At 62.1% G+C, this 13,449-nt stretch carries 11 protein-coding genes and 1 pseudogene; 11 read left to right on the plus strand and 1 reads right to left on the minus strand.

The window, feature by feature from the left end; all coding sequences use genetic code 11:
- Window positions 1–236: 236 nt before the first annotated feature.
- The 6 genes from ccoG (at window position 237) to ACIQ2A_RS17675 (ending at window position 6,713) form a co-directional block, all read left to right on the plus strand.
- Window positions 237–1,679, plus strand: coding sequence for a cytochrome c oxidase accessory protein CcoG (gene ccoG, locus ACIQ2A_RS17650; protein ID WP_398481576.1), 1,443 nt, complete (start codon window positions 237–239; stop codon window positions 1,677–1,679).
- 11 nt (window positions 1,680–1,690) lie between these two features.
- Window positions 1,691–2,200 (plus strand): FixH family protein, encoded by a 510-nt coding sequence (locus tag ACIQ2A_RS17655; RefSeq protein ID WP_398481578.1) that lies wholly within the window; start codon window positions 1,691–1,693, stop codon window positions 2,198–2,200.
- A gap of 9 nt (window positions 2,201–2,209) precedes the next feature.
- A complete protein-coding gene (gene ccoS / locus ACIQ2A_RS17660) occupies window positions 2,210–2,380 on the plus strand; it encodes a cbb3-type cytochrome oxidase assembly protein CcoS (protein WP_398481580.1) in 171 nt (56 codons plus the stop codon).
- Between the two features lie 214 nt (window positions 2,381–2,594).
- Window positions 2,595–4,145 carry a GMC family oxidoreductase gene (locus ACIQ2A_RS17665; protein ID WP_398481583.1) on the plus strand — a complete coding sequence of 517 codons (1,551 nt, stop codon included), beginning with the start codon at window positions 2,595–2,597 and terminating at the stop codon, window positions 4,143–4,145.
- Window positions 4,146–4,154: 9 nt separating this feature from the next.
- On the plus strand, window positions 4,155–5,321 hold the full coding sequence (locus tag ACIQ2A_RS17670) for a M20 family metallopeptidase (protein WP_398481585.1): 1,167 nt from the start codon (window positions 4,155–4,157) through the stop codon (window positions 5,319–5,321).
- A gap of 561 nt (window positions 5,322–5,882) precedes the next feature.
- Window positions 5,883–6,713 carry an alpha/beta hydrolase family protein gene (locus tag ACIQ2A_RS17675; RefSeq protein ID WP_398481587.1) on the plus strand — a complete coding sequence of 277 codons (831 nt, stop codon included), beginning with the start codon at window positions 5,883–5,885 and terminating at the stop codon, window positions 6,711–6,713.
- 9 nt (window positions 6,714–6,722) lie between these two features.
- Here ACIQ2A_RS17675 and ACIQ2A_RS17680 read toward each other — a convergent pair whose 3' ends face one another.
- Window positions 6,723–7,238 (minus strand): MarR family winged helix-turn-helix transcriptional regulator, encoded by a 516-nt coding sequence (locus ACIQ2A_RS17680; RefSeq protein WP_398481589.1) that lies wholly within the window; start codon window positions 7,236–7,238, stop codon window positions 6,723–6,725.
- A gap of 376 nt (window positions 7,239–7,614) precedes the next feature.
- On the opposite strand from ACIQ2A_RS17680, the gene ACIQ2A_RS17685 reads away from it, so the two are divergent.
- From ACIQ2A_RS17685 to ACIQ2A_RS17705, 5 genes and pseudogenes are all read left to right on the plus strand, one after another.
- Window positions 7,615–9,171, plus strand: coding sequence for a porin (locus tag ACIQ2A_RS17685; protein ID WP_398481591.1), 1,557 nt, complete (start codon window positions 7,615–7,617; stop codon window positions 9,169–9,171).
- A gap of 206 nt (window positions 9,172–9,377) precedes the next feature.
- Window positions 9,378–9,950 (plus strand): annotated as a pseudogene (locus tag ACIQ2A_RS17690) (tetratricopeptide repeat protein); the annotation flags it as partial.
- 136 nt (window positions 9,951–10,086) lie between these two features.
- A complete protein-coding gene (locus tag ACIQ2A_RS17695) occupies window positions 10,087–11,340 on the plus strand; it encodes a UDP-N-acetylglucosamine-peptide N-acetylglucosaminyltransferase (RefSeq protein ID WP_398481621.1) in 1,254 nt (417 codons plus the stop codon).
- Window positions 11,341–11,889: 549 nt separating this feature from the next.
- Complete coding sequence (locus tag ACIQ2A_RS17700) at window positions 11,890–12,096, plus strand: hypothetical protein (RefSeq protein ID WP_211910563.1); 207 nt, start codon at window positions 11,890–11,892, stop codon at window positions 12,094–12,096.
- A 276-nt stretch (window positions 12,097–12,372) separates the two neighbouring features.
- Window positions 12,373–13,272, plus strand: a complete 900-nt coding sequence (locus ACIQ2A_RS17705) for a LysR family transcriptional regulator (RefSeq protein WP_398481594.1) — start codon at window positions 12,373–12,375, stop codon at window positions 13,270–13,272.
- The last annotated feature ends 177 nt before the right edge of the window (window positions 13,273–13,449 follow it).

The raw sequence follows: 13,449 nt of genomic DNA on the forward strand, positions 1-13,449 counted from the left end.
CCCCGGCCCGGCCGGCGGCGCCGGGCGGCCGGGCGGCCCCCCCCCCCCCCCGCTTCCACACCCTCTGTCGCTTGTGGCTCCCCCTCACCCGCCACGGCGTCGCCGCGCTATGCCGCGTCGACCTCTCCCCGGTGGGGAGAGGTAACGGCGCATCGCTGCTGACGCGTGGTTTGACGCATATCAATTCAATCCACGTACCGAGGTCTAGGGTCATTCCAAAGAAGCGAGTGACCACCATGAACAAGCCAGTTCCTCCCTCGGAGTTCGACTACGGCCCGCTCTATGCGCCGCAGAAGAAAGTTTATCCGCAGAAGGTGTCCGGTACGTTCCGGAATATCAAATGGGCGCTGATGGCGCTCTGTCTCGGCATCTATTACTTCCTGCCTTTCGTGCGCTGGGATCGCGGACCGGGTGCACCGGATCAGGCCGTGCTGGTCGATCTCGTCAATGGCCGCTTCTATTTTTTCTTCATCGAGCTGTGGCCGCAGGAAGTCTATATCTTCACCGGCCTCCTGATCCTCGCTGCGCTGACACTCTTTCTGATGAACGCCATCGGCGGTCGCATGTGGTGCGGCTATCTGTGCCCGCAAACGGTGTGGACAGATGTGTTCTTCGCGGTCGAGCGCCTGATCGAAGGCGATCGCCGCGAGCGCATCAAGAAGGACGCCGCCAAGGGCATCACCCTCGAACGTGTTGTCGAATTGACGCTCAAGCACTCCATCTGGCTGCTGATCGCCTGGTGGACCGGCGGCGCCTGGGTGCTCTATTTCAACGATGCACCGACGCTGGTGAAAGAGCTCGTCACCTTCCAGGCACCGGCTCTCGCTTATATCTGGATCGCCATTCTCACCGCGACGACCTATGTGCTCGCAGGCTGGATGCGCGAGCAGGTCTGCCTCTATATGTGCCCGTGGCCGCGCATTCAGGCGGCGCTGACCGACGAATGGGCGCTCAACGTCACCTATCGCCACGATCGCGGTGAGCAGCGTGTATCGTTGAAGAAGTCCGTCGAGCTGCGTGCAGCCGGCAAGCCGGCGGGCGACTGCGTCGATTGCCACCAATGCGTGAATGTCTGCCCGGTCGGTATCGATATCCGCAACGGATTGCAGATGGACTGCATCCAGTGCGGACTGTGCATCGATGCCTGCGACGGCGTGATGAAGAAGATCGGCCGCCCGACGCGCCTGATCGCCTATGACACCGACATCAACATCGCGCGCCGCCAGGCCGGCAAGACAAACATCTACAAGCTCGTTCGCCCACGTACGATCGCCTATGTAGTGATGATCGCTTTGGTCGGCGGCGCCATGCTTTACTCGCTCGCAACTCGCTCGATGCTGGACATCAATGTCCTGCATGATCGCAATCCGATTGCCGTGCGCCTTGCCGATGGCTCGATCCGAAATGCCTATACCGTGCGCCTGCTCAACAAGCGCGACGATCGCACCGTGGCGCTCGATGTTGAAGGCCTGACCCAGGCAACCGTGCATGTGGTCGGACAGGACACTGCCGCGTCCGGCCGGCCGGAGATCGTCGTCGGCCGTGATCGTACCACCGAACTACGCGTGCTGGTGACAGCGCCGGCATCCGCCGCCGGATCGATGCCGCTGACCATGCGCGTCACGGATACAGCTAGCGGCGAGACTGCCGCCGCCGTCGATAATTTTGTGATGCCGTAAAGGAGACCGTCATGAGTGACGCTGCCACCACGACCGTGCCCGGACGTCCGATTACAGGTCGCTTTGTCCTGATCTGCCTGATCATCTTTTTCGGGCTGATCATCGGTATCAATGTCGTGATGATGAAGCTGGCCATCGAGACGCTGCCTGGCACCGAGGTGGATAGCCCCTATGCGGCCAGTCTGGCTTACGGCAACGAAATCGAGGCCGCGCGCGCGCAGGCCACACGAGGCTGGGCTGTGGTTGCCCATGTCGCACGCGCGGACGATGGCAGCGCTTCGGTTCGCGTCGAAGCGCGGGATCGCGAGGGCAAACCGCTGCGCGATGTCGTGTTCACGGGTCGACTGGAGCGTCCGGCTGATCGGCGCCTTGATCACGCGGTCGAGCTGGCTGCGATCGACGGCGCCGTTTATGGCGGGCGCGTCGCGCGGCTGGCGGCGGGGCAGTGGGATCTGGTGCTGGAAGGCGATCGCAAGGGCGAACGCATCTTCCTGTCGCGCAACCGCGTCATCCTGAAATAGCGAGGCGTCATGCAATCGCTCGTCTATCTCATCCCGCTGGCGCTGGCCCTTGGCGGTCTCGGTCTGTGGGGCTTCCTGTGGTCGCTCAGGTCGGGCCAGTATGACGATCTCGAAGGTGCCGGCTGGCGCGCCATTCTCGATGATGACGAGACGCCATCTCCGCCGCGTAGGATGGGTTGAGCGTCAGCGATAACCCATCACCATATGCGTCCGGCGGTGATGGGTTGTCGCTTCGCTCAACCCATCCTACGAATTCGCGTGTTTGGGTTGTGTTGCGTGTGCGCTGCGGCAGCCCGCCGCTGTGCGCATGCGTCCGGGAATAGTTCTTGCAAACGATGCGTCGTCGCATGACGCTCCGTCATGTTGCGTGACTCGTTCTGGAAGAAGCGACCTGATGTATGATGTGATCGTTGTCGGCGGCGGCTCGGCCGGCGCTGCCATTGCCGCCCGCCTTAGCGAAAATCCCGCCACGCGTGTGCTGTTGCTCGAAGCCGGGCTCGACTGGCGTGCCGATGAGGCGCCTTGGGAAGTCACGACGGCCAATCCGATCCCGATCATTCATCAGCGTGAGTTTCAGCAGAAGTGGCAGTGGCCCGATCTGCACTCGCGCCGTGTGGCGGAGCAGGACCAGCGCTTCTACTGGCGCGGCAAGGGTCTTGGCGGCTCGTCCATGATGAACGGCCAGATCGCCATCCGGGGCGTCGCCGACGCCTTCGACGAATGGGCCGATCTCGGCTGCACCGGCTGGTCGGCGAAAGAGGTCATGCCGCTGTTCTCGGTGATCGAGGACGATGAGGAGCGCGGCGACGAGCCCGGCCACGGCCGTGGTGGTCCTCTGCCGGTCTATCGCGCGCCGCCGGAAACATGGGGCCCGATCGACAAGGGCCTGCGCGATTCCGCGCTGGCCTCGGGCTACAAGTGGTGCGACGACGTCAACGGGCCCGATGGCGAGGGCGTTGCCTGTTATCCCATCAACAGCCGCAACCTGCGCCGCATCTCCACCAATGAGGCCTATCTCGAGCCCGCGCGCGGCCGCGCCAATCTCGAAATTCGCGGCCACGCGCTGGTCGATCGCGTCGTCATCACCGATGGCCGTGCCACCGGCGTCATCGTGCATATCGAAGGGCAGGGCACGCAGGAATTGTCGGCGCGTGAGATCGTGCTGTGCGGCGGCGCGATCCACAGCCCGGCGATCCTGCTGCGTTCGGGCATCGGTCCCGCGGCTGACCTGCAGGCGATGGGCATCGCCGTCGAGCGTGATCTCCCGGTCGGGCAGCATTTCTTCGATCACCCGCTGTTCCGCCCGCTGGTCAAGCTGCGCGACGGTATCGCGCCGACAGATCGCGATACCCGCCACACCAATTGCTGCGTGACCTATTCATCCGGCCTGGATCATGGCCGCCGCGACATGATCCTCATCGCCTTCAATCACCGCGGCATCGGCAATCCCGGCGCTGTCGCGGCGGGCCTCTACCGCGCTTATTCGCGCGGCACGCTGAAGCTGACCTCGCGCGATGCATCGATCGATCCGGTGGTCGAGGAAAACATGCTGGCCGACCCGCGCGACATGGCGCGCATGGTCGACGCCGTGAAGCGCCTTGCCGTGATCACGGCGCAACCGGCGCTGACGGGCATCTCCGAATGGATCGGGATTTCCGAAGGTGGCCTCACCATGCAACAGCTTGCTGCGTTGTCGACATCTGAGATCGAGGCCGTATTGCGCCGTGAAACCGGCGATATCCAGCATGCCGCCGGCACCTGCCGCATGACCGGCTTCGATCGCAATGACGGTGTCGTCAATCCCGATGGCACCGTGAAGGGCATCAAGGGCCTGCGCGTTGCCGATGCGGCCATCATGCCGGCCGATTGCCGCGCCAACACGCATTTTACGACCGTCGTGATCGGCGAAAAAATCGCGCGCATGATGCGCGCCGAGATGAAGTGAAAGTATCCAATGTCCTCCAATTCCGAAGCCCTGATCGTCGAATGGCTGGCCTCGCAGCGGCAACCGATGATCGACCTCCTGCGCGACGTCGTGAATATCGACTCCGGCTCCTATGACAAAGCCGGCGTCGATGCCGTCGGCGAGCGTTTCCAGCAGCATTTTGCCGAGCACGACATCGAGACCTGGCGCGAGCCCAATGACGTCTATGGCGATGCGGTCCATGCCGTCGTCACCAAGCCCGGCAGCAACGAGAAGCCGATCCTGCTGCTGGGCCATCGCGACACCGTGTTTCCGAAAGGCGAGGCGGCCAAGCGGCCCTTCACCATCAAGGACAACAAGGCTTACGGTCCCGGCGTGGCCGACATGAAGGCCGGCGTCGTCATCAATGTCTTCGTTGCCGCCGCGATGAAGAAATTCGACGCCGCACCGCATCCCATCAAGGTGCTGATCACCGGCGACGAGGAAATCGCCTCGCGTGCCTCGCGGCCGATCATCGAGCGCGAGGGCCGGGCTGCCCGCGCCGTCTATAATTCCGAGCCGGGCCGCCCATCGGGCAATATCGTGACCGGCCGCAAGGGCGGGGTGTTCATGCGCTTCGAGGTGTTCGGCAAGGCCGCGCATTCCGGCAACAACTTTGCCGTCGGCGTCAGCGCCATCGGCGAAATCGCGCACAAGATTGTGCAGATCCATGCGCTGACCAACATGGACAAGGGCGTCACGCTGAATGTGGGCCTGATCTCGGGCGGCCAGTCGGTCAACACCACGGCGCCCTATGCGTCCGGCGAAATCGACTTCCGCTATGTCGAACCCGCCGACCGCGCTGTCATCATGGGGGCGATCGAAAAGATCATTGCCACATCGACGGTCCCCGGCACGACGGCCAAACTGCATGTCGACGGCGAGTTCCTGCCGCTCGTTCAGGACGCCGCTGCAAAGGCCCTGTTTGAGACCTATCAGGCTGCGGCCATCGATTCCGGTCTCACGACCCTGGAAGGGGAATTCGCTGGCGGGTGCGCCGATTCCGGCTTCACGGCAAGCATGGGGACCGCCACCCTGTGTGGCCTCGGCCCGGTCGGCGGCAATGTGCATACCGACCTCGAATGGCTCGATATCGACAGCATCGTGCCGCGTGCACAGACGCTGGCCCGTGCCATCCTGCGATCGGACGTCTCGTAAAAAATCACGCAGTGTGGCTCAGCCGAGGGTTGCCAAACGGGTGAAATCAACCATCATGCGCGTCGCTAGGTCGCGACTTGCTGTCAAAAAACTGTCACATGCGCTTTGCCGCGTCCCAAAAGTGGTCTAACTTTCGCGTTCGCGCAGCTGCCATAGAAGCAGCACGCACTCCTTCATGCGGCCAGTCGGCCGGCAGGAGTCGGCACCCAGCCGATACCCACAGATAATGATGCAGAGGAAATGACATACACGGTGTCCGAAGAAGTGCTTCCCTCCTTCGATTCCCGCGGCTGGATGCACTGGCCCGCGAACGAGGACTATTCGCTTCAATTCCTGCGTCTGCTCGGTGCTGCGCAGGATGGCGGGAGCACTGTTTCGGAATGCCTTCTGGCGGCGAGCGAGATTGATCCCGCCTGCGAGGAGAGCTGGTATGCGCAGTGGAGAAAAGCCGCGGATCTGAACAAGTCGCGCGGCGACATCGCGCAGGCGCGGGGGCATGTCCCGACAGCACTCAGCAATTGGCTGCGGGCGGCCAATTATTATCGAACGGCTCAGGCCTTCATGGGCATCGACGATCCCCGCCAGGGCGCCGCGATCGCGCAGATGATGGGCTGTTCGCAGCTTTATCTGCAGAATTCGACCCCGGCGGGCGAGCTGGTCGAGATCCCCTGGGGCAATGACGATGCCTTGCAGGGCTATTTCCTGCCACCGCCCGGCCGGGCCGGCCGCAAGGTGCCGGTGGTGATCTGCGTCGGCGGGGCAGAGCAATACAAGGAAGAGCACCTGTGCCGGATGCCGCGCTACGCCCATGAGCGCGGCATGGCCCTGCTGTTGATCGATCTGCCGGGCCACGGCCATCGCCGTGGTTTTCATGAGGGATTCGGCCGCTACGATATCGAGACTGCGATCAGCGGCTGGGTGGATTTTCTGCAGACCAGGCGCGAGGTGAATACGCGCAAGATCATCATCCTGGGCGACGGTCTCGGCGCCTCCCTGGCGACCCGCGGCGCCAGTTTCGATCCGCGTTTTGCCGCGGCCGTATGCGACGCCGGAATCTGGGATCTGCACGAGCGGGCATTTCTGGCCTCGCGGATCTACGGTGGGGAACCGAGCTCCGATGAGTTTGGCGATGACGTGGTGCGCCTCTGCAGCAGCAGCATCGCAACCCGAATCGAGTGTCCGATGCTGGTCGCACTCGGCGAGCGGGACTGGCTGGAGGCCGGCCATGTCCGAAAGTGCTGCGAGGCCCTTGCGGCCGGCGGACACAATGTCGAGCTGAAGGTGTTTTCCGCGGCCGAAACCGCCGCGTCGCATGCCCAGCGCGACAATCCGACCATCGCCAACGAGTTCATCTTCGACTGGATTGCCGACCAGTTGGCTACAATCCGCTAGCTGTTGAGCTTAGCTCTCCACTGACAGCATCACGGCAGCCTTTTGCAGCCGGCTCTTCAGTTTGTTGAGCTGGGACGTGATGTCCTGCAGCGCCTCGTTGTCGAAATCCGCCAGCACGAAATCGCTCAGCGTATCGCGCCGCGAGGCCAGCATCGCGATCTTCTTGCTGGCCTTGTCCGACAGTGACATCAGCACCACGCGGGCGTCCTGGCGCGACGGCACCCGGCGCATGAAGCCGTTCTTCTCGAGTAGCTTGGACTGGGTGGTGACGAAGGACGGGTCCACATGGAGCATGGCGGAGACGTCCTTTACGGGCACGCCATTGCCCGTATCGAGATCCCCGACCGCCATCAGGATCATCCATTGTGGGCCGCTGATGCCCAGTTCCCTGGCCCAGAAATGGCGAATCTCTTCGAGGTGAACGTTGATCGACGCAATGTCCCACAGAAATTGCCGGACAACCTCCTGATTTTTGCCGTTTGAGTCGTCGTATGCAGGGGTGTTCATCGTCAGGGGAAAGGCCATCGGTCCGTATCTGTAACTGCGTATACAAGCATTCCCATACTTGGGAATTTTGTAAAATATATAACTGGATCAAATAATTGTGCGGCGCAATCGCGAGTTATGCGTGTGGCGTGAAAAGCACAGTGCGTCGCGGAAAAGTTACCTGAGTACATAAAGTATTTTGCTTCTAAGATTTGCGCAGGCATTCTCTGTGGCGGCGATGGGGCAAACCCGTGATCGTCCCGTTGAAGTGGTTCGCTTGAGTGTCTCGCGTGATGCGGGTTTCCGAAAGCGCGAAGCACTCCGGCGGTTGGTTTGGGGAAGTGGGGGAACCAACCATCGGGCTTTTGCCTGGCGGATCCGGAACCTTCCCAATGTGCAACTTGGAGGTTTTAACATGACGAATCTGAAGAGCCTGATCCTTGGCTCCGCGGCCGGTCTGATCGCCATCGGCGGCGCCCAGGCAGCTGACCTTCCGGTCAAGGCCAAGGCTGTTGAATATGTGAAGGTCTGCTCGCTCTACGGCGCCGGCTTCTACTACATCCCGGGCACCGATACCTGCATCAAGATCGGCGGTGCGATCCGTTTGGACACCGCGTTCAACGGTGGCACCTACGACGTTCCGTTCTGGCAGGGTGGCGCTGGCGGCAACAATCTGTTCACGAAGGACTACATCACCACCCGTGAGCGTATCAACCTGACCACGGATACCCGCACCGCGACCGAGTATGGCGTGGTCCGCACCTACGCGAACATCCAGTTCGACTTCCTGCAGAACCGTGAATCGATCGCCGGTGGTTACACCGAAGTCGATTACGCGTTCATCCAGTTTGCCGGCTTCACCTTCGGTAAGGCCGTCTCGCAGTTCGACCCGCAGTGGGCGCTCGCCAAGCCGTACATCTCGTCGGGCTTCAACGCCGGTTCGAATAACGCGACCGGTATCCCGCAGATCGCCTACACCGCTTCGTTCGGTAACGGCGTGTCGGCGACTATCTCGCTCGAAAACGCGTCGGCTTATCGCAACGCGGGCCTCTGGAACACCGATACGCTCATCGTTGGTCCGGGCGCTGGCACGTTCCTTCCGAACTTCTACGGTTCGGCTTCGAACACCTTCTTGGGCAACGCTTACGGCGGCAACCACATTCCTGACGTTGTCGGCAACCTGCGCCTCGATCAGGCTTGGGGTTCGCTGCACTTCGCTGCCGCGATGCACCAGATCTCACCGACCTTCTATGCGACTGCAGCAGGCGGCACCGGCAACCAGACCCTCGGTCATGCCGATGACTCCTATGGCTTTGCTGTAACCGGTGCGGTCGAGTTCAAGACCCTGCCAACCGGTGCAGGCGATAGCCTGAAGCTCGAAGCAACCTACGCCAAGGGCGCAGCCAAGTACGTCTTCGGCGGCACCACCGACACCTCGGGCGGTGGTCGTTACTCGAAGGTTGACGGCAACACCATCGGCTTCGGTTACGTGCTTGACGGCGTTTACAACAACGGCGGTCAGATCATCCAGAGCGAAGCCTGGCAGGTTAGTGCGTTCTACGAGCACTACTGGAACCCGGCTTGGCGTACGTCGATCTTCGGTAACTACAGCCACATCTCCTACGGTGACGGCAATGCCGCTATGCTCGCTGCCTTCGGCGGCGTGGGCGTAACGGGCGGGCCGGGTGCCAACAACAGCACCACCACGACCACTCCCGCTCGCGCAGGTGTGTTCGCTGGCACCGGCAACTTCGACCTGGGTCTTGCTCAGATCGGTACCCGTACTGCTTGGACCCCGGTTCGTAATCTGACCTTGTCGGCTCAGTTTACCTACAGCCGTCTCGAGCAGAACCTCAACGGCACCTACACCACTGCTGCAGGCGGCATGACCGGCAACGCAGCAGGGACCGTGTACCAGACCTCAAACCAGAACCTTTATAACGGTTCGGTGCAGATCCTGCGCTCGTTCTAATACCGCCCGCCTGACGGCGGTCGATATCTGAAACGAAAGTCCCCGGCGGGAAACTGCCGGGGATTTTTGTTGGCAGCGGTGAAAAGGATTCTGCGTCGGCAGTTGTGCGGCTGACCGGCCCGCTTGCCGTCCTCGACGGCATCTTAAGCGGCGGCTATACCGAGCCATCTGTCGTTTTCGTGGTTCGATCCGAAGTCCCGCACGCAATGGCGCCGCCCACCGATCTTTTCCAGAGCGCCTTCGCGGCATTCCAGCAGGGCCGACTGAGCGAGGCCGAGCGGGATTTGCGCAAAATCCTGCGCAAGGCACCCGATCATCTCGGCGCCCTAAATGTCCTGGCCATCGTCTATGTGACGCTGCAGCGCCATGCGGAGGCCGAGCCGCATCTGAAGGCTGCCATCCGGCTGCAGCCGCGATCGGATGTCACGCTGTATAATTATGGCCTGGTGCTGAAGGCCCTGAAGCGGCCGGACGAGGCATTGCAGCGCTTCACCGAAGCGCTGGCGCTCAATCCCGCCAATGCCGAGACGCTGAACAACCGCGGCACGGTGCTCAACGATATCCGCGATTACACCGCAGCCCTCGCCGATCTCGATCGCGCCCTTGCGCTCGATCCGCGCCATGCCGGAGCTCATTTCAACCGCAGCAAATCGCTGGCCGAGCTGGCGCGCTATGACGAAGCGCTTGTCGCCTGCGATACCGCGCTCGCCCTGCAGCCTGACATGGCCGAGGCCTGGTTCGGCCGCGGCTTCATCTTTGCCAAGCTCCGTCGCTCTGCCGAGGCGGCATCCGCTTATTTGCGCGCACGCGCGCTCAATCCCGATCTGCCGCTGCTCAAGGGTAATCTCCTGCATCAGAAGATGCTGATCTGCGATTGGGATGGCATCGGCACCCTGATCGCGGAGATCGTGGCCGATCTGGCCGCCGGCAAGCTCGCGGCGGAGCCGTTCGGCTGGCAGGGCATCGCGACATCGGAGGCGAGCCTGCAATGCTGCGCAATTTGGCAAAGCGCCGGCATCGAAAACGACGCCGCAAATCGCCTCGAACGGCAAGATCCGCATCGGCTATCTCTCCGGCGAATTCCGCGAACAGGCGACGTCACTGCTGCTTGTCGGTGTTCTCGAACAACACGACAAAGATGCATTCGAGATCGTTGCTTTCGATAACGGGGGCGATGATGGCGGTCCGACCCGGCGGCGTATCAATGAGGCGGTGGATCGCATCATCGATATCTCGGCGATGGGCGACGTCGAGGCGACGGCTGCGATCCGTGCGCAGGGCATCGATATTCTCGTCAATCTCAACGGCTATTTCGGCGCGCAGCGCAATGGCGTGTTTGCGCGCCGCGCGGCACCGATCCAGGTCAACTATCTCGGTTTTCCCGGCACGCTCGGCGCCGGCTTCATGGACTACATCATCGCCGATCCGCATGTGCTGCCGGCTGAACATCGCCGCTTCTATAGCGAGAAGGTCGCATGGCTGCCGCACTGCTATCAGGCCAATGACGACCGTCGCGACATTGCAGCTGTGAGCCCGACGCGCCAAGACTGCGGCCTGCCATCCGATGGCTTCGTGTTCTGCTGTTTCAACAATGTCTACAAGATCACGCCTCAGGCGTTCGCGCGCTGGATGCGGATCCTCGTCGTCATCGACGGAAGTGTTCTCTGGCTGCTTGATGACAGCGAAGCTGCGGTTGCCAATCTTCGCCGTGAAGCTGAAGCGCGCGGTGTCGATTCCGGTCGGCTGATTTTCGCGAAACGCGTGCCGCCCGCCGAACATCTGGCGCGACACCGCTGCGCGGATCTGTTCCTCGATACGCTGCCCTACAATGCACATACGACAGCGAGCGATGCCTTATGGGCGGAGTTGCCGCTGCTCACTTGCGAAGGAACGACATTTGCGGGCCGGGTCGCTGCCAGCCTGCTGCGGGCGCTCGATCTGCCGGAATTGATCGCGGCGGATGGTGACGCGTTCGAGCGCCGCGCCATCGAACTCGCCCGGCAGCCCGCGCAATTGTCTGCGCTTCGCGACAAACTGGCGCATGCGCGTCTGGCTGCCCCACTCTTCAATACGCGCCGAACGGCGCGGGACATCGAGGCAGCATTCCGCTTGATGCAGGCGCGCCGCTTGGCAGGCCTCGCTCCGCATCATCTGGCGGTAACGTCATAACCCGGCACAATAAAAAACTGATTGATTGATTAGATCAGGTATTGCACTCAACGATCTAAGTCATGTAATCTTTTTCCTGCGCAGCCGCGAATTTTCACGGCCCTGTCTTTTCGAAGACACGCAACTTTATGTAGACCTCCGAAGCCATCGGCGATGCCCCGCCGGTGGCTTTTCGGTTTTTGGCTTGCAGTCTCGGCCTGGAATTCCGGCCTTTGATGAGTCAGCGTACACCAGTCGGCGGATCGCATTTTTTGTCATGTACGGTAGCAAGGTAGGCTGTTTTGAGGCTGGCCTTAACGGCTTGTTAATGCCTTATTTGCTTGTCCGCCAAGCGGTTCCGATTCGGCCAACCCTCTCAAAACGCAATGGAATCGCTGCTCGCACGGGTGGCATTGCCCGCTTGATTCAGTCGCATTCCTCTCACGATTATGGCGACGTGGTTACTCGCGCATAGCAGTTCTGCCGCGCTATCTGGCAGAAATTGCTCATGAATTCTTGATTTTTGGAATTGTTGTGGCTAAAAAGCGCACATCGTGGAGAGTATGAATTATGGCGCATAACTACGCAATCAATGACGACGTCCACCACCAGCTGCAAGGTCCGCAGGGCCGCACCGGTGCCCGTGAGCGCGCGATTTACACAATCACCGGTCGCCTGCCGATCGAAGCCGATGGCCGCGCCCGCTATCGCATCCGCAGCAAAGCCGACAATGTCGAGCGCGTCGTGACCGAAGAGCAGATCAGCCCGCTCGGTTGATGGTTTAGCCGCCCGCCATCGGCGGTTCCGATGGCGCGGCCGGCATCGACTTCCTTCCTTTTTCCTTCCGTTCATCGATATCCCTTGCAGGCTCGGCCGTTCGGTCGGGCCGCAATGCGTATTGGGCGGCCGCTGCGTCATCGCGTCGCCTGCTGTGGGTTGCGGCCGGCGCAAGCTGCGCTTTATGTTGATGCACGGGGACGGACATCATCCAAGCCACACACGCCATTGCGTGCCGAACCTCGCAATCCATGTGGCGGCCGGAGCGAGACGCCGTTGATCGACAAGCTCGAATTATTGCTGTCCCTCGCCAAGGAGCGCCATTTCGGCCGCGCCGCGGAGGCCTGCGGCGTCACCCAGCCCACCATGTCCACCAGCCTCAAGCAGCTCGAGGACATGCTCGGCGTGATGCTGGTGCAGCGTGGCTCGCGTTTCCAAGGGTTTACGCCCGAAGGCGAGCGCGCGCTCGACTGGGCCCGCCGCATCGTCGGCGACACCCGCGCCATGAAGCAGGAGATCAACGGTCTCAAGGACAGCCTGTCCGGCGAGATCCGCATTGCCGCGATTCCGACCGTGCTCGGCATGGTGGCGTCACTGACCACGCCGTTCCGCGCCAAGCATCCCGACGTCCGGTTTCGCATCGTGTCCTGCACCTCGGCTGCCGTGCTCGGCCTGCTCGAAAATCTCGAGGTCGATGCCGGCCTGACCTATATCGAGAACGAGCCGCTCGGAAAGGTGCGCTCGATCCCGCTATACAAGGAGAGCTATCGCCTCCTGACCTCGCCGGACGGCATGTTCGGCGACCGCAAGAGCGTGACCTGGGCCGAAGTCGGCCAGGTGCCGCTGTGCCTGCTGACGCCGGACATGCAGAACCGCCGCATCATCGACCGGGCGCTGAAATCGGTCGGCGCCGAGGCGCGGCCGACGCTGACCTCGAATTCGATTATCGTGTTGTATACGCATGTGAAAACCGGCCGCTGGGCCAGCGTGATGCCGGCCAAACTGGCGGAAACGCTGGGGCTCACCTCCAGCGGTTCCGTGCGCATGATCCCGATCGTCGATCCCGTCGTGAATTATGGCGTCGGCCTGGTCGTCCCCCAGCGCGACCCGATGACCCCGCTGGTGGCCGCTTTGGTGCAGGTCGCCCGCGAAGTGGCGCCGTCGCTGGAGAGCTGAGCTCCCGTAGCTAAAACTCCGGCCCTCATGGTGAGGAGCACGCCGCTTGGCGCGCGTCTCGAACCATGAGCTGGCCTGGCTCGGAGCTCCGCGGCCATCCTTCGAGACGCCGCTGCGCGGCTCCTCAGGATGAGGGTGAAATCGGGTCATCTAAGGGCCCTGCGTCAAAATGGCCAG

The organism is Tardiphaga sp. (genome assembly GCF_044336785.1).
GTDB lineage: Bacteria > Pseudomonadota > Alphaproteobacteria > Rhizobiales > Xanthobacteraceae > Tardiphaga.